The organism is Nocardia sp. NPDC059177 (assembly GCF_042755165.1).
Classification (GTDB): domain Bacteria; phylum Actinomycetota; class Actinomycetes; order Mycobacteriales; family Mycobacteriaceae; genus Nocardia.
The window spans coordinates 1-22,298 of sequence record NZ_JBHZBX010000002.1; the positions used below are offsets into that span (position 1 = coordinate 1).

Below are 22,298 nucleotides of genomic sequence, written 5' to 3' on the forward strand. Positions count from 1 at the left end.
GGCACCGGTGCTTGCTCCTTCGTCGCCTACGCACCGGCACCTGATCGACGGGACGGGCGCGAACCCGCCGCTGCGCGGCGGATCCCTCCTCAGGGTCGGGATGGGCGGGGCTGGGTCGAGTGCGCGTGTCGCTTCTTCGGGTGGACGTCTCGGTGCCGGGTTGAGGGGACGGGCGCGAACCGGCGGATCCCTCCTCGAGGTCGGGATGTGCGGAGCTGGGTTTGAGTGCGCGTGTCGCTTCTTCGGGTGGACGTCTCGGTGCCGGGTTGAGGGGACGGGCGCGAACCGGCGGATCCCTCCTCGAGGTCGGGATGGGGGGCTGGGAGGGTTTCGAGGTTGCGATTCGCAGCTGAGGTCGGTGGTCGCTTGCGCGTGGGGGCTCGGTTGCTGCGAGGTCACGGGCGTCGACGCCGCGCGCCGATCGCCTGCGCCGGCGAATCTGGACAATTCCGACCCAGACAGCTGGGGTTCGGGTTATGCGGTCGCGGCCGTCTCCGCGACGGGTGTCACGCCGACGAGTTCGTCGAAGCGGGCGATCACTTTTTCGTGGTAGAGGGCGAACAGATCCTCGAACAGGGCCAGTTGTGCCTCGCTCGGTTCAGACTCCGCGTCCCACACCGCCAGCAGCGCACGCCAGACCAGCACGTGCAGATCGGCGGCGACGGCGAAGTAGGCCGTGACCGCCTCGGGCACCTCGATCACCATGTCGGCGATCGAATTGAGTACGGCCCGTTGCATGCTCATCCCGAGTACGCCGAGCACCTTGCGAATGAGGGCGATCTCGGTGGCGATGATGCGCGGGTAGTCGGGGACGCTCTCGCGGGCCAGTGCCTCGAGTTCGTCGACGGCGGCGGCCAGCTCGCCCGGGTCGAGGACCTTCTCGGCGGCGGTGTAGGCGAGCAGAGCCTCGAGCACGATGCCGCGTTCCACGGCGACGATGTCGGTGAACATCTCGGCGGCGGTCTCGGGGGCGGTGATGGAGAACCGGAACAGGTGCCGGTAGACGTCCATGCCGCCCTCTTCGCGCACATCGCGAATGGTGAAGCCTTTGCCGCGGCGTGCCTCGACGAACCCGTAGGACTCGAGCCGGCCGAGGGTGAGTTGCGCAGTGGCCCGGTTCATCCCGAACTCGTCGGCGACCTGGCGCACCGAGGGCATCAGCTCGCCGGGCCGGTATTCGCCGGTCGCGACACGACGCGCCAACTCGTCGGCGACGTCGGCGACCACCGTCCGGGATCCCATCGAGAAAACACCTTCCGATCATGCTCCGGCTACGTCCCAGACAGTTTAGGCGCTGAATCCGCACCTCGCACCCACCTCGAATGCGCGGGGCCTGTCCGGCTCGCCCGGCCGATCATCACCGGGAACCGACCGAACAGCATGTATGGCAAGTAACTGGCAATTCCGTGTAATCACCACCCACAAGAACCCGACCAGCGGAAACATCACCTGGGAGCACCCCTGCTGGATCAGACAGCCTTGTGCGACACCACGATTGACCGAGATGGCAACAGAGCAGCTAAACAGCCCGCCTGAGCCGACCGGTCAGATCATGTGCTTGTCGCCCATCCAGCGCATGATCGGCCAGCCGAGGGCGACCGGGATCCAGCAGGTCAGCACCCGGTAGAGCAGTACGGCGGGGACGGCGATCTCGGCGGGCACACCGAAGGCCGCGAGACCACCGATCAGGGCCGCTTCGACGGCGCCGACACCACCGGGCGTGGGGGCGGCCGAGGCCAGGGTGCCACCGATCATGGTGACGATGGTGACGGCCACGAAATCGGTACCGCCGCCGAACGCCTCGACGCTGACCCACAGCGCCAGCGCCTGACCCAGCGTGATCGCGGCACAACCGGCGACGATGATCCCGAACCGCTTGGGATCCTTGGCCAGGTCGACCAGCTCGCCGACCACCTCCTTGAGCTGCGGGCGCACCGAGTGATTCACCCAGCGCCGCAGCGTCGGCACGAACATGAACGCACCGATCAGGCCGACACCGACACCGGCGGCGAGATACAGCACGGTCGCGTCGGGCACGATGTGGGCGAGATTGGTCGAGGTGCCGGCCACCACCGAGAACACCACCAGCAGCACCAGGTGAGTGATCACCTGCATCGACTGCTGTAGCGCCACGGCGGCGGTGGCGCGCAGCGTCGACATGCCCGCCTGCTGCAGGAACCGCACACTCAGCGCCAGCCCGCCGACGCCGGCGGGGGTGGTGGTCGCGACGAAGGTGTTGGCCAGCTGCTCGAGGATCAGATCGCGCATCCGGACCAGCCCGTCGGCGCACGCCCCCAGCGCGGCGGCCGCGCCCACATAGGTGAAACCGGAGATCACCAGCCCGAGCAGCGCCCACCACCAGTTCAGCGTGCGCAACTGACTGAAGAAGGTGGGCACCTGGCTGAAGAACGGGTAGGCCACATAGACCAACGCGACCAGCAGCACCAGCTGGATGAGCTGGTTGCGGGTGAAACGGGTGAGCTGGGCGGCCTGGATGCGGTCGTGGCCGGTCTGCTCGCGGATCTCCTCGCGCGCGGTCGCCATCACCTTGGTCCACTGCGGCACCGCCTTGCGGACGCCGGTGGGCATGGCCGATTTCGTCAGGCGCCGGGCGGCGGTGATCACGGCGGCCTCGCCGAGCACCGCGATCGCCGAGGACACCGCCGCGTGCTTGCCGAACAGCGAGGTCGTGGTGACCAGCAGCTGGGCGATATCGGACTCACGTTGCGCCTCGGAGGCGCCGAACTCGGCGGAGGCGAAGCCGCCGAACAGGGTGTCGCCCTGGCAGACCCGCACATAGTCCGGCGGCAGATCGCCCATGCTGATCTGGTTCTCGTGCAGGCGCAGCAGCGACCGCCACACCCCGGGCAGCACCTGCGCCGACAGCTTCCGCAGCGGTGTGCCGCGCGGGACGGTGTGCGCGAACAGCACCCAGCCGCGGGCCAGTCCGGCGACGGCGACCTGCCGGGAGTCGGCCATGCTCAGTTCACCGATCGCGATCCCGAGCAGCGCGCGATGCTCGACCGCGCGGTGCATCGAACCGTGCAGCGGCGCGGTCTCGCTGGACCGGAAGGTGATCCAGCGCCAGAGCTGCCGGATCGCGCCGAAGCTGCGCTGGTTCTTGCCGTACATCTCGACGACGATCTCGGACTCGGGCCCGTCGACCTCGGTGGCCAGCAGCAGCGGCCCGCGCCCGGCCGGGCGGTCGACATGGAACGAGCGCACCGTGTACCCGCGCTGGGCGAGTACCCGCACCGCGGCCTCCAGCGGCACCTCCAGCGCCGGCGTGCCGACCAGCCAGACGATCACCGCGCCGACCAGCCAGCCGACCACCAGCCCGAGCATCGCCCGCGCGGGCACCACCGAGCTGACCACCAGGTGGATCGGCGCGAACATCAACAGCAGAAACCACATCCAGCGTCGTGGCCGCACCGGCAGCCAGGGACTGGAGACGGTGAGCATGGCCGCGAGCATGGCGATCCAGCGTGGATCGTCGAGGAACTGGGACAGGAAGGTGTCGAACCGGTCGGGCACCGGCAGATGCCATTTCGGGGTGGAGATGCCCGAACCGGTGATCGACAGGGCCAGCACCGCGAGCAGGCCGGCGGCGGCGTAGCCTGCCATCAGCTTCCATTGCCTGCGCAGCACCAGCTCGATGAGGATGGCGAACGGCAGTGCCAGGATGAGCATTCCGTAGACGAGATACACGAGCGTGGACTGGTCCGGGCTGAGGAAGTCGACGATCTTGGAGACCGAGCGCTCCAGCGCCAGCCACTCCGGCCGGGTGATCAGCGAGCCCGCGATCACCACGGCGACACCGATCCCGGCCAGCACGACCCGGACGATGTCACTGGTACGCCGGATCAGCGGCTGCAGGAGACTTCCCGTGACCGGAATCTCCCGACCGTCGACTCGCATGAGCCGCACGATACACACCGACACGCCGTCGACCCGCCGTGACATCGCACGTGAGGCGGGTCACAAGCCATCACAAACGCGCGCTCCGGAACGTCGAAGTAGGCAGACGAACACTCGCCCCGCTGAAAGGAAGACATCATGCAGGTTCTGCTCGCGGGCGCCACCGGCGCCATCGGCCGTCCGCTGATCCGCGCGCTCGTCGCGAACGGCCATTCCGTGTCGGCGATCGTGCGCTCGCCCGCGGCACATCCGCTGGTTCGCGAACTCGGCGCCGAGCCGATCACCGCCGATGTGCTCGACCGTGACGGTCTGCTCGGCGCGCTCGACGGCGTCCGGGCCGACGCGGTCGTGCACCAGGCGACGGCCCTGCGCAGCGCGAAACCGCAGCGCCGGATTCCCGCCGACGACCCCACCGGGCTGCTGCGCACGGTCGGGACGGCGCATCTGCTCGCGGCCGCCGAGGTGGTCGGCGCGCGCCGCTTCCTCACCCAGTCGCTGATCCTCGGCTACGGCTACCACGACCACGGCGAGCGGCCGCTCACCGAGCGCGACCGGTTCGGGGTGTACGACGGCGGGGTCGCCGACGAGGTCGTGCGCGCCTGCGTCGACGGGGAACAGCAGGTCTTCGCGGCCGCCGGGGTGGACGGGATCGCATTGCGGTACGGGCTGTTCTACGGTCCGGGCGCGTTCAGCGATCTGTTCGCCGGGCTGATGCGCAAGCACGTCCCGGTCGGGCCGCTCGGGCCGGGCGGAGTGAACAGCTGGGTCCACGTCGCGGACGCCGCCGCCGCGACCGTCGCCGCACTCGAACACGGCACCCCCGGCCGCGCCTACAACATCGCCGACGACACCCCCATCACCTGGCGCGAGTTCTTCACGGAGGTGTCCCGCAGCCACGGCACACCACGCCCGATCCGCCTGCCCGCCTGGGCGATCCGGCTGGCGGTCCCCTATCTCGGTGCGCTCATGGCGGATACGTCGATGCGGATCTCGAGCGCACTGGCACACGACGCATTGGGCTGGCGGCCACAGTATTCCAGCGTCGCCGAGGGGTTGGCCGCCGGCTGAGCCACACGACGTGGTCGCGTCGCGGCGGCGAGACTGAGCGCGGCCTCGATGACCAGACCGCACCATATAGTCGCGGCGCGGCGGCGCCAAGCGGAGACCTCAGTAATCGGACCGCGCGGTGACGGCGGCGTGGCCGCAATGTGGTCGCGGCGCGGCGGCAGGGCGCGGACCGCAGCGACCGAACCTCGCGACGTAGTCATGTCGCAGCGGCGCCGGGCGCGACCTCAGTGACCGGACCGCGTGGTGACGGCGGCGTGGTCGTGGGCGGGTATCACTTCGATCTCGGGGGGTAGGGCGTGGAGGCGGTGGATGGTGCGGAAGGTGGCGTCGCGATCGGTGTCGGCGAGTTCGCCCAGCAGCGGGGCCTTCTCCCGCACCAGGTCGATCTGCAAAGTGGTGAAGACCGCGTCGCCGGCCAGCAGGACCCGCGAACCGTCGTTCACGGCCAGCAGCATCCCGACGCTGCCCGGGGTGTGCCCGGCCAGGTCGACCAGCACCACCGAACCGTCGCCGAACAGGTCGTGGCTGCGTGGGAAGGTGAGTACAGCGGGCCCGTCCAGCTCGTAGAGGTCGAAGGCCCGGCCGAGCAGCGGGCCGCGGGCGACGCCGATCGGGACGTGCGATCCGCCCATGGCCCAGCGGTATTCGATGCCGGGCACCCGGATCGGCACCCAGCCGGGCAGCTCGTAGAGCCCGGAGACGTGGTCCCAGTGCAGGTGGGTAGGCAGCACGAAATCGATGTCGACGCCGGTCAGTTCGTGTTCGGCGAGCAGCTCGGACAGCCCGAGTACCGGGTGTTCGGGCGCGACCAGCTTCGCCATCGGGAAGGGGAGCTCGGGCAGCACCCGCTCGTGCACGCCCGCGCACAGCGCCGGGTCGACGAGGAAGGTCGCGCCGGGGTGACGGATCAGGAACGCCGACATCGTCAGCGGCGTCGAGCCCAGGGTCCGCACGCCCTCGGCGACCATGGTGGTCGGCGCGGACAGCCGCGCCTGGTTCAGCGCGACGAGTTCGACGGTGTTGTAGGCGGGCGGAATCGGCGTCGACTCGAGCCCGGCCAGGAAGGCCCGGTCGATCCCGCGCGGGCACACCAGCCGCGGAACCGTGGTAACCGCACCGGCACAGCAGGCGAGAAGTGTCGATAACATCCGCGTGCGGTCGGCCATAGCTGCCACCGTAGGCGATCGCCCACACCACGACCACCGGTCTGCGCGCCCTTGCCGCCGCCCGTACCGATCCCGCAAACAAACGACAACAGCTAGCGACTCTCCCGCTAACACGACCGGGCGGGGCGGATGATGTGTCGATGGCAGCTCCTCTCCTCCAGGTGCAGTGGAAGTCCGAGCCCGAAGACCACGACTACCCCGCCGCCGCCGACTATCTCGCCCTGCTCGCCGAGGACTCGGTCGTCGCGGCCATCGTGGCCGATCTGCGCAGCGCACCGGTGGTCGTGAAGAAGGCGAAGGATATTCTGCGCGCCTCCCAGCTCGACGCCCTCACCCCGGACAACCCGCACGTGCGCCGGGATCTGCTCAAGGTCGCCGAGGGCAAGAAGCTCTCGCCGATCCTGCTGGTGCGCGGTGACTGCCGGGCCGATATACCCATGCTGATCGCCGACGGCTACCACCGGGTGTGCGCGCTGTACTGGGCCGACGAGAACATCGAGATCCCCGCCAAGATCGCCGCGATGCCGTGACCTTCGCGACCCTGGCGCTGGTGGTCGCGCTCGGGGTGGCCGGGCCGCTGCTGGCCCTGCCGAAACGCTGGCACCTGCCGGTGCTGCTCGGCGAGCTGCTCGCCGGCATCGCCTTCGGCACCACGGGGCTGCGAGTGCTCGATCCGGGCGACCCGATCTTCCTGTTCCTGGCCGATATGGGTTTCGCGCTGGTGATGTTCGCGGCGGGCACGCATGTGCCGGTGCGCGATCCGGCGGTGCGCGGGGCGCTCGGCAGTGGGCTGGTGCGGGCCGCGCTGGTCGGGGTGGTCGCCGCGGTCGCCGGGGTGGCGGTGGCGCAGGTGTTCGGGGGTGGGCACGCGGCGGTCTACGCGGTGCTGATGGCGTCGTCCTCGGCGGCGATGGCGTTGCCGATCATCGACTCGATGCGGTTGAGCGGGCCGCCGGTGCTCGCGCTGACAGCGCAGGTCGCCATCGCCGACACCGCGTGCATCGTGGCGTTACCGCTGGTCATCGACCCGGGCAATGCGGTGCGGGCGGCGATCGGCGCGGTGGTCGTCGCGGCGTGCGCGTGCGTGATGTTCCTGGTGCTGCGCTATCTGCAGCGGACCGGAGCGCAGCGGCAGGTGCACGAGGTGTCCGAGGAACGCAAGTTCACCCTCGAACTGCGGGTGAGCCTGGTGCTGGTGTTCACGCTGTGCGGGGTGGCCAGCGCGCTGCACGTGTCGATCATGCTCGGCGGGTTCGCGGCCGGGCTCGCGGTGGCCGGGGTGGGCGAACCACGCCGGGTGGCCAGGCAGGTGTTCGCGATCAGCGACGGATTGCTCGCGCCGCTGTTCTTCGTCTGGCTGGGTGCCCGGCTGGATCTGCGTGAACTGGGCGAACATCCGCGTTTCATCGTGCTCGGCTTGGTGCTCGGCGTCGGCGCGGTGGCGGTGCATCTGGTGCCGCGCGTGCTCGGCCAGCCGCTGCCCTACGGTGCGCTGGCCGCCGCGCAGATCGGGGTGCCGGTCGCGGCGGTGACGGTGGGCAGTCAGCTGGGTGTGCTGGTGCCGGGCGAGGGTTCGGCGATCATGCTGGCGGCGCTGTGCACCATCGTGGCCGCGACGGTGGCGGCGAGCAGATTGGCGGCGAAGGCGCCTGCCTAGTCGGTGCGGCCCATCAGCCGGTCGGTCTCGCGGCGTTCACGTTTGGTCGGCCTGCCCGCGCCGCGATCACGTTGCGGCAGCGTGGCGAGCACTTCCTTGGGCGGCGGTGGCGGACTGCGGTCGATCATGCACTGCGCGGCCACCGGTGGACCGACCCGCTTGTGGATGATCCGCTCGACGACGACGATGCGTTCGAGTCCGGCGTGCCGGATCCTGATCTCGTCACCGGGACGCACCTGCTGCGCGGGTTTGACCGTCACACCGTTGACGCGGACATGGCCTGCTCGACAGGCTTCGGCTGCCGATGACCGGGTTTTGAACAGGCGCACCGCCCAGATCCACGAGTCGACGCGGGCCTGGGTGGTGGAGCGTTGTTCGGCGGGGGACACCCCTTAGACGATACGGCGGGCCGTCACGACGTCGTCGGCGCTGAGGTGGGTGTAGGACACCGGGGTGCCCGACTGCACAGCGTTGAGCAGCTTGCCGTCGCCGGCGTAGATGCCGACGTGGCCGCCGCCGTTGGTGATGACGATGTCACCGGCCTGCAGGTTGTCGAAGGACACCGGAGCGCCGACATGCGACTGCTCGAAGCTGGTACGCGGCAGCTCGACACCGGCTTGGCGGTAGGCCCACTGCACGAGGCCGGAGCAGTCGAAGCTCGACGGGCCTGCGGCACCCCAGTTGTACTGGGCGCCCAGCTTGGTCCGCGCTGCGTCGAGGGCGATATTGCCCGCCGACTGCTGCTGCGGCGCCTGGAACGGGTTGTCGAACTCGATGCTCGGCAGCTGCGGAGCCGCCTGGCCCTGCGGAGCGACCATGGACTGCAGCTGCTTCTCGAGCTGCTGGGCCGGCTGCTCGAGCTCGGGCGGCAGATCGAAGTTGCCGAGGCCGGGGATGTTGATCGTGGCAGCCTGCGAAATCGCGGGCATCGCACCGGTTGTAGCGGCCACCGCGCCCATGACCAGGGCGCCCTTGACGGAATTCGGCAGACGAGAATCCCGCTGCAAGCTGTGTTTACCCACCGAGACGAGTCTCCGATCTTGCTGCTCCACCACCGGGGCCGGAATCGCTTGGCGACGACGGCTGTTCGGCGGTGACTCAATGGCGCCGTTTCTCTGACGAAGCGACAGACTCCACTAAGTCACGAGAAGATTACGGCCTGTGATGCACAGTGTCCAGCGAAGCACGCAAGTTGTTTTCCCGCCGCGGCGAAAGCCCTGGAAACCAGGGGCACGACCGGCGTGTCGCCACGCGTAACGGACCGACATCGCCAACCGGCCCCGATCGTTACCGAGCCAGCCCGTCGCGCTCGCGCAGCGCCTGCTCGAGCTCGTCGATCCGGCGGCGCGCATCGGCCAGATCGGTCTCCAGCCGGCCGATCGCGATCACCGCGGGACCGATCGCGAAGGCGGCGACCAGCTGCGGGTCCTCGAAGCCCTGCTCGATCATGCCGAGCACGACCTGCTTGATGGTGTCGGCCAGATGCGCGTCCGGCGGCAGCACCCAGCTCTGCTCGACCATCTCGGCGGCAGTCCACGTCGGCACTGTGGCGTCCTCGTACTGAGGCTCCTCGGACATCGGTCTCCGTTCCCGTCCCAGCGGCTTTCTCGGCATCGCTAGCAGTATCTAGGACACGGCCCAGAGTTACCGAGATTCCCCGGTGCCGACGCGCTACGGTTGTCCGGCATGGACCCCGTGCGCAATCCGTATGCACCCGGCGCCGGCCAACGTCCACCCGAATTGGCCGGGCGCGACAAGCAACTCGCCGCCTTCGACATCGTGCTCGAACGTGTCGCCAGGGGCAGGCCGGAGCGCAGCGTGATGCTCACCGGCCTGCGCGGCGTCGGAAAGACGGTGCTGCTCAATCAGCTTCGCTCGGCCGCGATCTCGCGCGGTTGGGGCACCGGCAAGATCGAGGCGCGACCGGACCAGGACCTGCGCAGGCCGCTGTCCTCGGCGCTGCACATGGCGGTGCGCGCGATCGCGATGGCGCATCGCAATCCCGAACAGGTCGACGACTTCCTCGGCATCCTCAAGGCCTTCGCCCTGCGCGCCACCGCCGACAAGGGCATGCGCGAACGCTGGCAGCCCGGCATCGATGTGCCCGCGGTGACCGGCCGCGCCGATTCCGGCGATATCGAGATCGACCTGATCGAGCTGTTCAAGGAGGCCGCGGCACTGGCCGCCGCGGTCGGTGTCGGCATCGGCGTCTTCATCGACGAGATGCAGGATCTCGGGCCGGCCGATGTGTCGGCGATCTGCGGTGCCTGCCACGAGCTGAGCCAGGACGGGGCGCCGCTGATCGTCGTCGGCGCCGGGCTGCCGCATCTGCCCGCGGCGCTCTCGGCGTCCAAGAGCTATTCCGAGCGGCTGTTCAGTTATCACCGCATCGACCGGCTCGACCGCGAGGCCGCCGACCTGGCCCTGATCGCCCCCGCCGAACGCGAAGAGGTGAAGTTCACCGAGGGTGCGCTGGATTCGCTCTACCAGCGCGCCGACGGCTACCCCTACTTCGTACAGGCCTACGGCAAGGCAGCCTGGGATCAGGCGCCGGAGAGCCCGATCACCGCCGAGGACGTCGAGGTGGCCTCCCCCGCCGCCGAGGAGGAACTGGCGGTCGGCTTCTTCGGCTCGCGCTATGAGCGCGCGACGCCCGCCGAACGCGAATACATGCGCGCGATGGCCGACCTGTCCGGCGACGACGGCCCGGTCGCCACCGCGGCGGTGGCCGCCGAGCTCGGCCGCAAACCGGCCTCGGTCTCCCCCGCGCGCGACGGCCTGATCAAGAAGGGCCTGATCTACTCGGCCGAACGCGGCACCATCGGCTTCACCGTCCCGCACTTCGGCCGCTATCTCCGGAGCGTATGAGTCTCTGCCCGTATCTAGCTGATTCCCAATACTTCCGCAGAAACCCCTGAACACCCGCCTCACCTGGCTTATCTGAAGATTTCTTGGAAAAGGGCTAGAAACCCCAAGATTTCCCTGGGTAACGACTGAGGGCCACCCGGGATCGGTTGCGCATCGGGTGCATAACGCCAGGGTTGACCAGCTAACGCGCCGGAAATCCCCTCCGAAATGCTCAGCAGGACCCACCACACAGGTGCCCCTGCCGGACCCGGAGGAGGCCGCGATGACCACACTCCCACCCCCAGACATCCCGACCTCGAGGAGGGATCGGCCGACGCAGTCGGTGTTCGAGCGCGCCAGCGCTCCAACAAGTAGAGCCACCGTCGTGGCCGATGACGGGGTACCGATCGCGGTGCGTAGTTACGGGGCGGCCGAGGCGCCGTTGACCGTTGTCTTCGTGCACGGGCACTGCCTGCACACCGAATCCTGGGCCTTCCTGCGCGAACAGCTGCTGCGGCAGTGGGACACCGATATCCGGATGGTCTTCTACGACCACCGCGGGCACGGCGAGTCCGGCCATGCCCATCACGCCACCTACACGATCGACCAGCTCGCCACCGACCTCGACGCGGTGCTGCGCGCGATCGCGCCGAGCGGGCCGGTGGTGCTGGTCGGGCATTCGATGGGCGCGATGGTGCTGCTGGCCTACGCGCGGCTGTTCCCGGCGGCGATCGGCGCGCGGGTGGCCGGGATCGCGCTGATCGCGGGCGCGGCGGGCGGGATCACCGAGGTGGGCCTGGGCCGGTTGCTCAATCGGCACGCGGTGGCCTCGCTGCAGCGCGCGGTGGTGCACGCGCCGCGCGTGATGCAGGCCTCGAAGCGTTTGTCGCGCTGGATCTTCGGTCCGCTGATCCGGGAGGCGAGCACCGGCACCCGGCGGGTGAACCCGCGGGTGGCCTCGATCGCCACCGCGGTGCTCGGGGAGACCTCGCTGCTGACGGTGTCCGGATTCCTGAGCTCGCTGCTGGACTTCGACGAGGCACGCACGCTGGCCCGTCTCGGCGATCTGCCCGCGCTGGTGCTGGCCGGTTCGGCCGACCTCATGGTGCCGTTCACCCACTCGGTGGTGCTGGCCTCACAGCTGGCCGGCGCCGAGCTGGTGCGGATCGAGGGGGCGGGGCACAGCGTCATCCTCGAGCGCGCCGAGGAGGTTGCCCACTCGATTGCCGGCCTGGTGGAACGCGCGGGCGCGGTAGTGCGCGGTGGCTTCGCGGTGGCGGGCTGATTACCCAAGAGTTACCGGACGGCAACCGCGGAATCCGGAGCAACTCCGGGCGTGATCCGAAAAGTTCGGCTACTGTGGTGGAGATCACGTTGTGTGGTGAGTCACACGGCTCGGTGCAGCGCGGCCCGGGACTTTACGGGCGTGCCTGGTGATCAGACGAGTCGGTATGCCCGCCATATACACAGGAGGTAACGATGACACGCAGCGATATCGCGGAACTGCGCTACGCGGTCGGCCAGCTCCGGCAATCGATCGGCGCACTGCGCTCCAACTACGGCGACGCGGCCACCGTGCGCCGGCTGGAGAACGACCTCGAGCGCCTCGTCATCGATGCCGAGGAGTTCGAGCAGACACCACCGCCGGAATTGGCGGTCCCCCGCCGGTCCGAGCCCATCTACGTCCCGGACAGCAAGTCCGACGAGGCGGCCTGGATGGGCGCGCAGGACGAAGGCCTCGGCTTCCACTCCCGGCCGCGGACCAAGTAACAAACCCCAGACCGGCGCGGCGGACCTGCCACCCAGGACCGCCGCGCCGACCCCTGTCCGGCCCACCCCGGCCGGCCAACGATCGCGCCTTCGCTGTGACCGAGATCACCAGCGTCTGAGACAACTGGTTGCGCGAGACCCCGCTCGAGCGGCGCGAGCACAGGCGTATGGTGCTCCACATCACAATCCGCCGCGGTGGGGCATGATCGACCGCCGCACACCAAGATCAGCGAGGCATCCATCGTGAGTGCCGCACCGACCGCCGCCCCCGACTCGGGGACGGGTGTGTTCAGCCGGACCAGAGCCCGCATTTCCGCGCGTACGCTGCGCACCGACCGCTGGTGGTTGCCACCGCTGCTGACCGCGCTCGGCCTGGCCGCCTTCGTCGTCTACGCCACGATCAGATCGTTTGCGCGCACGGCCTATTGGGTGCCGCAATACCACTATCTGACGCCCTTCTACTCCCCCTGCCTGAGCGATTCGTGCGTCCCGGGCTCGAGCCATTTCGGTACCCCGTTCGGCGAGCTGCCGATGTGGATCCCGCTCGGGTTCGTCGTCCTGCCGTTCCTGCTCGGCTTCCGGCTGACCTGCTACTACTACCGCAAGGCCTACTACCGCTCGGTGTGGTTCTCCCCGCCGGCCTGCGCGGTGGCCGAGCCGCACACGCGCTACACCGGCGAGACCCGGCTGCCGCTGATCATCCAGAACTCGCACCGCTACTTCTTCTATATCGCGGTAGTGGTCTCGCTGATCAACACCTACGACGCGATCACCGCGTTCCATGGCGAGAGCGGCGGTTTCGGCTTCGGGCTCGGCAATATCGTGCTGACGGTGAACGTCATCCTGCTGTGGGCGTACACGCTGTCGTGCCATTCGTGCAGGCACATCGCGGGCGGACGGCTCAAGCACTTCTCCGCGCATCCGGTGCGGTACTGGTTCTGGACGCAGGTCTCCAAGCTCAACACCCGCCATATGGCGCTGGCCTGGACCACCCTCGCCACCCTGGCGCTCACCGACTTCTACGTGATGTTGGTAGCCAGCCAGACCATCTCGGACCTGCGGTTCGTCAACTGACCCGCGCCCAACTCGAGGAGCTTTGTTTCGATGTCAGAAGTGGAACGGCACGACTACGACGTCGTGGTTATCGGGGCGGGCGGCGCGGGCTTGCGCGCGGTGATCGAGGCTCGCGAGCAAGGCCTTTCGGTCGCGGTGGTGTGTAAGTCGTTGTTCGGCAAGGCGCATACCGTGATGGCCGAGGGCGGCTGCGCGGCCTCGATGGGCAACGCCAACGACAAGGACAGCTGGCAGACCCATTTCCGCGACACCATGCGCGGCGGCAAGTTCCTCAACAACTGGCGGATGGCCGAACTGCACGCGCAAGAGGCGCCCGCCCGGGTGTGGGAGCTGGAAACCTATGGGGCGCTGTTCGATCGCACCGCCGACGGCCGGATCAGCCAGCGCAACTTCGGCGGTCACACCTACCCGCGCCTGGCGCACGTCGGCGACCGGACCGGCCTGGAACTCATCCGCACCATGCAGCAGAAGATCGTCTCGCTGCAGCAGGAGGACTTCGCGGCCACCGGCGACTACGAGGCCAGGATCAAGGTCTTCGCCGAGTGCACCATCACCGAGTTGCTCACCGACGCAGGCCAAATCGCCGGCGCGTTCGGGTACTGGCGTGAATCCGGGCAGTTCGTGCTGTTCCGCGCGCCCGCGATCGTGCTGGCCACCGGCGGAATCGGCAAGTCCTACAAGGTGACCTCGAATTCCTGGGAGTACACCGGCGACGGCCACGCGCTCGCCCTGCGCGCGGGCGCGACGCTGATCAATATGGAGTTCCTGCAGTTCCACCCCACCGGTATGGTCTGGCCGCCGAGCGTGAAGGGCATCCTGGTCACCGAGGGTGTGCGCGGCGACGGCGGGGTGCTGAAGAACTCCGAGGGCAAGCGATTCATGTTCGACTACATCCCCGCGGTGTTCAAGGGCCAGTACGCCGAGACCGAGGACGAGGCCGATCAGTGGTTGCGCGACAACGATTCCGCGCGCCGCACCCCCGACCTGCTCCCCCGCGACGAGGTGGCCCGCGCCATCAACGAAGAGGTCAAGGCCGGGCGCGGCACCGAACACGGTGGCGTCTACCTCGACATCGCCTCGCGGATGCCGGCCGAGGAGATCGTGCGCAGGCTGCCCTCGATGCACCACCAGTTCAAGGAACTGGCCGATGTCGACATCACCGCCGAGCCGATGGAAGTCGGCCCCACCTGCCACTACGTGATGGGCGGTATCGAGGTCGACCCCGATACCGGCGCGGCCCTGACGCCCGGATTGTTCGCCGCCGGTGAGTGTTCCGGTGGCATGCACGGTTCCAACCGGCTCGGCGGCAATTCGCTGTCGGACCTGCTGGTCTTCGGCCGCCGGGCGGGGCTCGGTGCCGCCGCCTACGTCAAGCAGCTCAGCACCCGACCCGAACCCGCCGAAGCCGATATCGTCGCCGCCGAGACCGCCGCCCTCGCGCCGTTCGAGCCGCCCGCCGCCGGCGAGGGCGAGAATCCGTACACCCTGCACGCCGAGCTACAGCAGACGATGAACGACCTGGTCGGCATCATCCGCAAGGAACACGAGGTGCGCGCGGCCATCGACACGCTCGCCGAGCTGCGCGCCAGGTACGCCCAGGTGAGGGTTGCGGGGCAGCGGCCGTTCAATCCGGGCTGGCATCTGGCCCTGGATCTGGGCAATATGCTGCTGGTCAGCGAATGCGTCGCCCAGGCCGCGTTGCAGCGCACCGAAAGTCGCGGCGGCCACACCCGTGACGACCATCCCGGCATGAACGCGGACTGGCGAAACACCCTGCTGGTGTGCGCTATTGATCCGGCGGCCGCCGACGAGCTGGTCCCCCGGGTCACCGTCACCGCCGCCGCACAGACACCGATGCGCGACGACCTGTTCGCGCTGTTCGAATTCGGCGAACTCGAAAAGTACTACACCCGGCAGGAATTGGCCGCCCATCCGGCGGCCGAGGGAAAGGCGTGACGATGGGGTACGACGCCCGGTTCCGGGTCTGGCGCGGTGACATCGACGGCGGCGGCCTGCAGGACTTCACGGTGCTGGTCAACGAGGGCGAAGTGGTGCTCGACATCATCCACCGCCTCCAGGCCACCCAGGCACCAGATCTCGCGGTGCGCTGGAATTGCAAAGCGGGCAAATGTGGTTCGTGTTCGGCGGAGGTGAACGGGCGGCCGCGTTTGCTGTGCATGACCCGGATGTCGACCTTCACTCCCGATGAGGTCATCACGGTGACCCCGATGCGGACCTTCCCGATCATCAAGGATCTCGTCACCGACGTCTCGTTCAACTACGAGAAGGCCAGGGAGATACCGTCTTTCACGCCACCGGCCGATCTCGCGCCCGGCGATTACCGGATGCAGCAGGTGGATGTGGAACGCTCCCAGGAGTTCCGCAAATGCATCGAATGCTTCCTGTGCCAGAACACCTGTCACGTCGTGCGCGATCATGACGAGAACAAGGCGGCGTTCGCCGGCCCGCGCTATCTGATGCGCATCACCGAACTGGAGATGCATCCGCTCGATACCGGCGACCGTCGCGAATTGGCTCAGGACGACGCCGGACTTGGCTACTGCAATATCACCAAATGCTGCACCGAGGTCTGCCCGGAGCACATCAAGATCACCGACAATGCGCTGATCCCGTTGAAGGAACGCGTCGCCGATCGCAAGTACGATCCGATCGTCTGGCTCGGCAACAAACTCTTCAGAAGGTAATTCAGCGGATGCTGCGGGGTTCGCTGATGCAGCGAACCCCGCAGAGACATCCGCCTACAACACGGCTACAGTCCCTACAGCGACTAATCCGACCAGTAATCCGATGAACAGCGCCGACAGTAACGAGCTGGTGAGCACGTAGATTCCCACCGCGGATACTGCGAAGAGCAGCAGCACGATCAGGCGTTCCACCCCGTCCTCAGGCGCCAGCCTCCGGTACCGGGGTGGCATTTTCTTCAACCCTCGGTCCATAGTCCAGGACTACCCCGGTGACAGTGATCCAAACGTGATCAAGGGCGATCGAACTCGCCGTCGTGCACGCCCGCGGTGAACGCGGCCCATTCACTCGGGGTGAAGATCAGCACCGGACCGTCCGGATTCTTGCCGTCGCGCAGGGCCACATGGCCCTCGGCGAGCATGGCCACTTCGACGCTGCTGCCCTCCCCCGCCGAGCCTGCGCGCAGCCAGGTGGCACCGGAGATGTCGATGGCACGCTTGGTGTTCACCGGGCGCCCAGCGCGCAGGCGAACGCGCCGTTGTCGATGCCACGGGTGAAGGCATCCCAGCTCGGTCCGTCGAAGACCAGCGCGGGGCCGGCCGGATTCTTGCTGTCGCGCACGCCGACGTGCCCGCCGTACAGGAACGCGACTTCGACGCAGTCCTTGCCCGCGCCGCTGCGCGTGCTCTTGAACCAGTGTGCGCCGACGAGATCGAAACTCATGCCACATACTCCTTCGCGACCTGCCGCAGCAGGTGTCTACTCGGTTGAATATCCAGCGCATGACGCTGGAGGCACTCGTGAGCCCGGTCGTACCTTCTGACATCCGCGCGTCGTTCCAGGTAGAGATCGCCGGTGAAGCCTTCGGCGTACACCACCGGTGGTTCGACCGGTTGCCCCTTGCTGTCGGTGCCGAACTCGAGAACCGTGAAAGGTCCGGTGGAGACTCCGAGTGGTAGCCCGGCGGCAAACGGCAGGATACGCAGCGTCACATTGCTTCGGGTACTCGTGTCGGCAAGGTGGCGCAACTGCGCAGCCATCACCTTTGCATCACCGACGATGCGATGCAATACCGATTCGTGCAGAATGACGTCGATCTCGGCCGGCGAATGCTTGCGGGTGATCAGCGCCTGCCGTTGCAGGCGCAGCGCGACCCGGCGATCCAGCTCGTCGACCGAATCCTGGGGATAGCCCAGTTGATTCAGCGCCCGCGCGTAGTCGGCGGTCTGGAGCAGGCCCGGGACCAATTCGGACTGATAAGTACGTAGGCCGTGTGCGGAAGCCTCCAATCCCACATAGATATCGAAGTTTTCGGGGATGAGATCGCCGTAGGCATGCCACCAGCTCTTGACCGCTGCCTGTTGCGCCAGGCCGGTGAGTCCCTCGGCGAGATCGTCGGGGATGCCGTAGATGCGGCACAGTTCGCCGATGTCGATCGTCCGGATGCGGTCGGCCTGACCCTTTTCCAGCCGTTGCAGCGTGCTGGCGCCCCACTCCATCAGCTTGGCCGCCTCCGCGATGGTGAGGCCGGCCTGGGTGCGCCAGTCGCGCAGATAGCGTCCCAGTTGCCGCCGCGGCAGCGTCGAGGAGACGCCCGCCGCCGGTCCACCGCTTCCGGTCGAGGTATTCGTCGCCACAGCCCCACTCCTCCTGTGTTCGCCACCCGCCACATTCGTCCACTATGGGGAATCCTGCACTCCCCCTTGGATCTTGTGCTGGGAATTCGCGGGTAAATATCACGATCGGCGTGTACTCACAGGTAGCCGAGCGGTTGCGTGCTGTGCTTGGGTCATGCAATTGAGCGAGCTGAACAGACAAATCGCCGCTGCACTGCTGGGTTGCGGCGACGACCCGGGACCGATGGACTCCGAACAAGCCCATGCCGCAATGCAATTGCACCTCGACTGCACGGTCGACGAGTGCCGGGTCCGCCGCCGCGCGCGCAAGACGCTCGTCGACGCCGGACTCTGCGTCCTCGACGAGCGGGCGATCCGCTAGCGGTCGCGGTGATCGGTGAGCGGGGTGCGCGGGCCGAACTTCGGTTTGCGCGCCTGCCCGCTCAGCGCGAGCAGCCGCACCGCTCGATAGCGGTGCGGCCGGAGTGGTTCCAGGTACTCGACCATCTCCGCGTCGTCGATCGGGCGGCCGAGCAGGCTCCAGCCGACGGTCGCGGCGAGATGATAGTCCCCGATCGAGAGCGCGTCGGCGTCACCGAAGGCCCGCTGCGCGGTCTCGGCAACCGTCCAGACACCGATCCCGGGCAGGCTGCGCAACCGGCGCGCGGCCTCCCCGGGCGACACCGCCGCCGTGCGGTCGATCGAGTCGGCGACCCGGGCCGCGCGCACGATGGTCTGCGCGCGCTGCGGGCCGACATTGGCGCGGTGGTACTTCCAGGACGGGATGTGCTGCCAGGTCCGCGCGTCGGGCGCGAGCAGCAACCCGGCGGGCGCCGGGCCTGGAGCAGGGGTGCCGAACTCGCGTACCAGGGCGCGCCAGGACGCGAACGAGGACTTGGTGTGCACCTTCTGCTCGAGGATCGCCGGCACCAGCGATTCGAACACCAGCCCGGTCCGCAACATGCGCAGGCCCGGCACCACGCGATGGGCTTCGACCAGCGTGGGATGCTCCGGGGCGAAATCGGCGAGGTCTTCCTCGAGGCACAGCATCGAGTCCAGCCCGGCCAGCAATTCCGCCGCACCCGGGCCCCAGGCGCTGGCGTGCGCGCCGTCGCGGCCGTCCTGGCGGAGCCGGTAGGTGACCGGCCCGGTCGGCATCCGGGAGGCGTGCCAGTGGGCACCGTCGGCGTCGACGTGATGACACGGGTCACCGCCGCCGCGCCGCAGCGGGGCGATCGTGAGCCCGACATCGAACGGCCTGCTCGACCGGACGGTCCTGGACAGCCCGGTCGAGGTCAGGCCGGGGTCGAGGGTCTGATCGCGCACCAGACCATTGTGCGCGTGGCGATAGCGTGCCGACACTGCTTCGTAATCTCCGCCACGTTGACTGCGATTAGCACCCGTCGGCAAACAGTCGGCATCGGCGTCGACGCAGGAGGTAACCCGATGATCACCAATGCGCTCAACTGGCTGCTGGCGGCGGTGGGAAGCGGATCGGCGGGCAGCTCGGGCTACCACATCCCCCCTGGCACCCTCCCGGGCGGAAGCTGACCTCCACCGGGCTGGGGTCACCAGCCGAGGAGGTAGGTCGCCAGGGGTACTCCGGTGATGCCGGCGAGGTGGTCGGCCTGGGTGCGGCAGGAGAAGCCGTCGGCGAGGAAGATCGCGTCGTCGGGGGCCGCGCGCAGGGCCGGGAGCAGGGCGTTCTCGGCGACTGCCACCGATACCTCGTAGTGGCCACGCTGCATGCCGAAGTTGCCGGCCAGGCCGCAGCAGCCTGCCAGCTCATCGACCGTGACTCCCATCGCGGCGAGTAGGGCGCGCTCGGCCGCGAACCCGCCGACCGCGTGCTGGTGGCAGTGCGGCTGGACGACCACGGTCTCGCCTGGGCGCTGCGGTGGGCGCCAGCCGTGGTCGAGCAGGAACTCCGCCAGGGTGCGGACCGCGCCGGCGACCGGGCGTGCGCGCGGGTCGTCCGGGAGCAACTCGGGCAGGTCGGAGCGGAGCGCGGCCGTACACGACGGCTCGAGCCCCACCACCAGCCCACCACCGGCCACATGCTCAGCCAGCGCATCGACGGTCGCGCGCAGCCGGGCACGGGCACCGTCGAGCTGCCCGGTGGTGATCCAGGTCAGCCCACAGCACACCCGTGCCTCCGGAATCCGGACCCGATAGCCGAGCCCTTCGAGCAACACCGTCGCCGCGAGCGCGTTCTCCGGCGCGAAGGTGTCGGTGAACGAGTCCACCCACAACATCACTTCCGACCCCGCCGCACCGACGACATCCGGTCCGCAGACGGAGCCGGGCGAGCTGTCCGGGACCGGCCCTGCCAATCCGGGCCGGGCGGTGGGGAGGGGTTCGGTGCGGGTGTTGCCGCCGAGGTCTTGCCAGATGCGGCGGAAGGGGGTGGGGGCGAGGGTGGGGGCTGGGCGGCGGGGGTCGATGCCGGCGGTGCGCATGGCCAGGCGGCGGAGGTGGGGGTGGGTGGCGAGGGTGTTGGTCAGGTGTGGGAAGCGTTGGGCGATGGCTAGCCAGCGGGGGAGTTGGCCGAGGGTGTAGTGGTCGCGGGGGCGGGGGCGGCGGTGGTAGGCGCGGTGGAGGGTTTCGGATTTGTAGGTGGCCATGTCGACGCCGGCGGGGCAGTCGGTGGCGCAGGCCTTGCAGGACAGGCACAGGTCGAGGGATTCGGCGACTGCCGGTGCGCGCCAGTCGAGTTCGCCGCGGACGACTTCCTGCAGGACGCGGGCGCGGGCGCGAGTGGTGTCCTTCTCGTCGGCGGTGGCCAGGTACGACGGGCACATGAAGCCGCCCGTGGCACGGGTGTCGGCGCGGCACTTGCCGATTCCTACACATCTGTGCACAGCTGTGGACAGATCGTTGGCGTCGGTGTGCAGCGCGAAACCGGTGGCCGGGAACGGGCGCAACCCCGCGACGCGCAGGTCAGCGTCGACGGGGGCGGGGCGGACCAGGACTCCGGGATTGAGGACGTCGTCGGGATCGAACAGGGACTTGAACCCGGCGAAGGCGGATCGGGCGGCGGGGGAGTACATCACCTCGAGCAGCTCGGATCGGGCGCGGCCGTCACCGTGCTCGCCGGAGAGCGAACCGCCGTGGCCGACAACCAGTTCAGCGGCATCGAACAGGAACTCCCGGAACCGCTGGGGTGCGTCGGCTATCGGGAAGTCCAGGCGCACATGGATACAACCGTCCCCGATGTGCCCGTACAGCAGCCCGCCGACATCGTATTGTGCTGTTAGCGATGCGAATTCACGCAGGTAGGCGCCCAGATTCTCGGGCGGTACGGCGGCATCCTCCCAGCCCGGCCAGGCCGGAGCTCCCGACGGCGTGCGGCCCGCCAGCCCGGCACCATCGGCCCTGATCCGCCAAAGAGCCGCCGTGGCAGCGGGATCGGTGACGATGCGATGGTCATCGGCATGGCTCTCCCGACACAATCGCTCGGCGGCCGCCAACGCCTCGGCCGTTGTCGCACCAGCGGTTTCGACGAACAGCCACCCGCGACCACGCGGCAGCTCGGGCACCGTCCCGCGATGGGCCCGCACCACCTCGACCAATCCGGCATCGATCCCTTCCACCGCGATCGGCGCACAGCTGGTCACCGCGGCGATATCGTCTGCGGCCGTGGCGATATCGGGGTAGCCGAGCACGGTGAGTACCGTCGCGGCGGGCACCGGGGTCAGCCCGACCTCGGCCTCCAGCAGCAGCCCGCACGTTCCCTCGGAGCCGGCGAACGCCTTCGCCACCGACGAACCATGTTCCGGCAGTACATGTTCCAGGCCGTAACCGGAGGCCTGCCGGTCGAACCGGCCCATCTCGGTGCGCACGACCGCGAGGTTGGCGAGGGTGAAATCGTCGAGGCCGGGCACCGCCGACAGTTCGGTACCGAGCAGCCGTTGCGTGCCCGTCCCGTCGACAATGCGCAGCGTGCGCACGGTGTCGGCGGTGCGACCCCAGGCCAGCGCGTGCGGTCCGCAGGCATTGTTGCCGATCATCCCGCCGAGGGTGCAGCGATCCTGGGTCGACGGGTCCGGCCCGAAGCGCAGCCCGGCCGGACGCAGCAGGCGTTGCAGGTCGGACAGCACGACACCGGGCTGGACCCGGGCCGTGCGGGCCTGCGGGTCGACCGCGAGAACCGCGTTCAGATGCCTGCTGAAATCCAGCACGACGCCGGGCCCGATGGCATTGCCCGCGACCGAGGTGCCCGCGCCACGGGCGGTCACCGCGAGCCCGTTGTCGCGGGCGAAACGCACGGTGGCGGCGATATCGCCGTCGACGCGAGGGAAGGCGACCAGCGCCGGACGCACCCGGTAGTTGGAGGCGTCGGCGGAATATTCCACGCGCCTGCGCACCGAGGCGTCGACCTCGCCGTCGATCCGGGCCCGCAGGGCATCGGCCAGCCGCTCCGCACTCCGCTCGTCGTCCACCCGACCAGCCTATTGCCCCGATTTCGCTGTGCGCGGA

At 68.7% G+C, this 22,298-nt stretch carries 21 protein-coding genes; 10 read left to right on the plus strand and 11 right to left on the minus strand.

Going from position 1 to position 22,298, the window contains the following annotated elements:
• Positions 1 to 474: 474 nt before the first annotated feature.
• Both ACFXK0_RS03160 and ACFXK0_RS03165 read right to left on the minus strand, forming a co-directional pair.
• Positions 475 to 1,242: a GntR family transcriptional regulator gene (locus ACFXK0_RS03160; protein WP_379408078.1), complete on the minus strand. Its 768-nt coding sequence runs from the start codon at positions 1,240 to 1,242 to the stop codon at positions 475 to 477.
• A 303-nt stretch (positions 1,243 to 1,545) separates the two neighbouring features.
• Positions 1,546 to 3,918, minus strand: a complete 2,373-nt coding sequence (locus tag ACFXK0_RS03165) for a YbhN family protein (RefSeq protein ID WP_379408079.1) — start codon at positions 3,916 to 3,918, stop codon at positions 1,546 to 1,548.
• Between the two features lie 138 nt (positions 3,919 to 4,056).
• Between ACFXK0_RS03165 and ACFXK0_RS03170 the strand changes: the two genes are divergently transcribed.
• Positions 4,057 to 4,986 carry an NAD-dependent epimerase/dehydratase family protein gene (locus tag ACFXK0_RS03170; protein ID WP_379408080.1) on the plus strand — a complete coding sequence of 310 codons (930 nt, stop codon included), beginning with the start codon at positions 4,057 to 4,059 and terminating at the stop codon, positions 4,984 to 4,986.
• Between the two features lie 224 nt (positions 4,987 to 5,210).
• Here the strand turns inward: ACFXK0_RS03170 and ACFXK0_RS03175 are convergent, their stop codons facing one another.
• Positions 5,211 to 6,152, minus strand: coding sequence for an MBL fold metallo-hydrolase (locus tag ACFXK0_RS03175; protein ID WP_379408081.1), 942 nt, complete (start codon positions 6,150 to 6,152; stop codon positions 5,211 to 5,213).
• 140 nt (positions 6,153 to 6,292) lie between these two features.
• Between ACFXK0_RS03175 and ACFXK0_RS03180 the strand changes: the two genes are divergently transcribed.
• Both ACFXK0_RS03180 and ACFXK0_RS03185 read left to right on the plus strand, forming a co-directional pair.
• Complete coding sequence (locus tag ACFXK0_RS03180; protein ID WP_379408082.1) at positions 6,293 to 6,682, plus strand: hypothetical protein; 390 nt, start codon at positions 6,293 to 6,295, stop codon at positions 6,680 to 6,682.
• On the plus strand, positions 6,679 to 7,809 hold the full coding sequence (locus ACFXK0_RS03185; protein WP_379408083.1) for a cation:proton antiporter: 1,131 nt from the start codon (positions 6,679 to 6,681) through the stop codon (positions 7,807 to 7,809). Before ACFXK0_RS03180 ends, ACFXK0_RS03185 begins: the two co-directional genes overlap by 4 nt.
• Here the strand turns inward: ACFXK0_RS03185 and ACFXK0_RS03190 are convergent.
• The 3 genes from ACFXK0_RS03190 to ACFXK0_RS03200 form a co-directional block, all read right to left on the minus strand.
• Positions 7,806 to 8,198, minus strand: coding sequence for an RNA-binding S4 domain-containing protein (locus tag ACFXK0_RS03190; RefSeq protein ID WP_379408084.1), 393 nt, complete (start codon positions 8,196 to 8,198; stop codon positions 7,806 to 7,808). The genes ACFXK0_RS03185 and ACFXK0_RS03190 overlap by 4 nt on opposite strands.
• 3 nt (positions 8,199 to 8,201) lie before the next feature.
• On the minus strand, positions 8,202 to 8,768 hold the full coding sequence (locus tag ACFXK0_RS03195) for a C40 family peptidase (RefSeq protein WP_379408462.1): 567 nt from the start codon (positions 8,766 to 8,768) through the stop codon (positions 8,202 to 8,204).
• 328 nt (positions 8,769 to 9,096) lie between these two features.
• Positions 9,097 to 9,387: a hypothetical protein gene (locus ACFXK0_RS03200; protein WP_379408085.1), complete on the minus strand. Its 291-nt coding sequence runs from the start codon at positions 9,385 to 9,387 to the stop codon at positions 9,097 to 9,099.
• Between the two features lie 108 nt (positions 9,388 to 9,495).
• On the opposite strand from ACFXK0_RS03200, the gene ACFXK0_RS03205 reads away from it, so the two are divergent.
• The 6 genes from ACFXK0_RS03205 to ACFXK0_RS03230 all read left to right on the plus strand — a co-directional run bounded on the left by ACFXK0_RS03205 (position 9,496) and on the right by ACFXK0_RS03230 (position 16,205).
• On the plus strand, positions 9,496 to 10,677 hold the full coding sequence (locus tag ACFXK0_RS03205) for an AAA family ATPase (RefSeq protein ID WP_379408086.1): 1,182 nt from the start codon (positions 9,496 to 9,498) through the stop codon (positions 10,675 to 10,677).
• Between the two features lie 364 nt (positions 10,678 to 11,041).
• Positions 11,042 to 11,941 carry an alpha/beta fold hydrolase gene (locus ACFXK0_RS03210; RefSeq protein WP_379408087.1) on the plus strand — a complete coding sequence of 300 codons (900 nt, stop codon included), beginning with the start codon at positions 11,042 to 11,044 and terminating at the stop codon, positions 11,939 to 11,941.
• A 194-nt stretch (positions 11,942 to 12,135) separates the two neighbouring features.
• Positions 12,136 to 12,426, plus strand: a complete 291-nt coding sequence (locus tag ACFXK0_RS03215) for a hypothetical protein (RefSeq protein WP_379408088.1) — start codon at positions 12,136 to 12,138, stop codon at positions 12,424 to 12,426.
• Positions 12,427 to 12,669: 243 nt separating this feature from the next.
• Positions 12,670 to 13,500 carry a hypothetical protein gene (locus ACFXK0_RS03220; protein ID WP_379408463.1) on the plus strand — a complete coding sequence of 277 codons (831 nt, stop codon included), beginning with the start codon at positions 12,670 to 12,672 and terminating at the stop codon, positions 13,498 to 13,500.
• A 30-nt stretch (positions 13,501 to 13,530) separates the two neighbouring features.
• Entirely contained in the window at positions 13,531 to 15,456 is a 1,926-nt protein-coding gene (locus ACFXK0_RS03225; RefSeq protein ID WP_379408089.1) for a fumarate reductase/succinate dehydrogenase flavoprotein subunit, read from the plus strand.
• 2 nt (positions 15,457 to 15,458) lie between these two features.
• Complete coding sequence (locus ACFXK0_RS03230; protein ID WP_379408090.1) at positions 15,459 to 16,205, plus strand: succinate dehydrogenase/fumarate reductase iron-sulfur subunit; 747 nt, start codon at positions 15,459 to 15,461, stop codon at positions 16,203 to 16,205.
• Between the two features lie 290 nt (positions 16,206 to 16,495).
• On the opposite strand, the gene ACFXK0_RS03235 is transcribed toward ACFXK0_RS03230, so the two are convergent.
• From ACFXK0_RS03235 to ACFXK0_RS03245, 3 genes are read right to left on the minus strand one after another with little or no spacing between them, the layout of a single operon-like run.
• Positions 16,496 to 16,711, minus strand: a complete 216-nt coding sequence (locus ACFXK0_RS03235; protein WP_379408091.1) for a DUF397 domain-containing protein — start codon at positions 16,709 to 16,711, stop codon at positions 16,496 to 16,498.
• Entirely contained in the window at positions 16,708 to 16,926 is a 219-nt protein-coding gene (locus ACFXK0_RS03240; RefSeq protein WP_379408092.1) for a DUF397 domain-containing protein, read from the minus strand. The genes ACFXK0_RS03235 and ACFXK0_RS03240 overlap by 4 nt, the downstream gene beginning before the upstream one ends.
• Positions 16,923 to 17,840, minus strand: coding sequence for a helix-turn-helix domain-containing protein (locus ACFXK0_RS03245; protein WP_379408093.1), 918 nt, complete (start codon positions 17,838 to 17,840; stop codon positions 16,923 to 16,925). The genes ACFXK0_RS03240 and ACFXK0_RS03245 overlap by 4 nt, the downstream gene beginning before the upstream one ends.
• Positions 17,841 to 17,994: 154 nt before the next feature.
• On the opposite strand from ACFXK0_RS03245, the gene ACFXK0_RS03250 reads away from it, so the two are divergent.
• Positions 17,995 to 18,201: a hypothetical protein gene (locus tag ACFXK0_RS03250; RefSeq protein WP_379408094.1), complete on the plus strand. Its 207-nt coding sequence runs from the start codon at positions 17,995 to 17,997 to the stop codon at positions 18,199 to 18,201.
• Here ACFXK0_RS03250 and ACFXK0_RS03255 read toward each other — a convergent pair.
• Positions 18,198 to 19,145: a DNA-3-methyladenine glycosylase family protein gene (locus ACFXK0_RS03255; RefSeq protein WP_379408095.1), complete on the minus strand. Its 948-nt coding sequence runs from the start codon at positions 19,143 to 19,145 to the stop codon at positions 18,198 to 18,200. The genes ACFXK0_RS03250 and ACFXK0_RS03255 overlap by 4 nt on opposite strands.
• Positions 19,146 to 19,387: 242 nt before the next feature.
• On the minus strand, positions 19,388 to 22,261 hold the full coding sequence (locus tag ACFXK0_RS03260; protein WP_379408096.1) for an FAD-binding and (Fe-S)-binding domain-containing protein: 2,874 nt from the start codon (positions 22,259 to 22,261) through the stop codon (positions 19,388 to 19,390).
• Between the last annotated feature and the right edge of the window lie 37 nt (positions 22,262 to 22,298).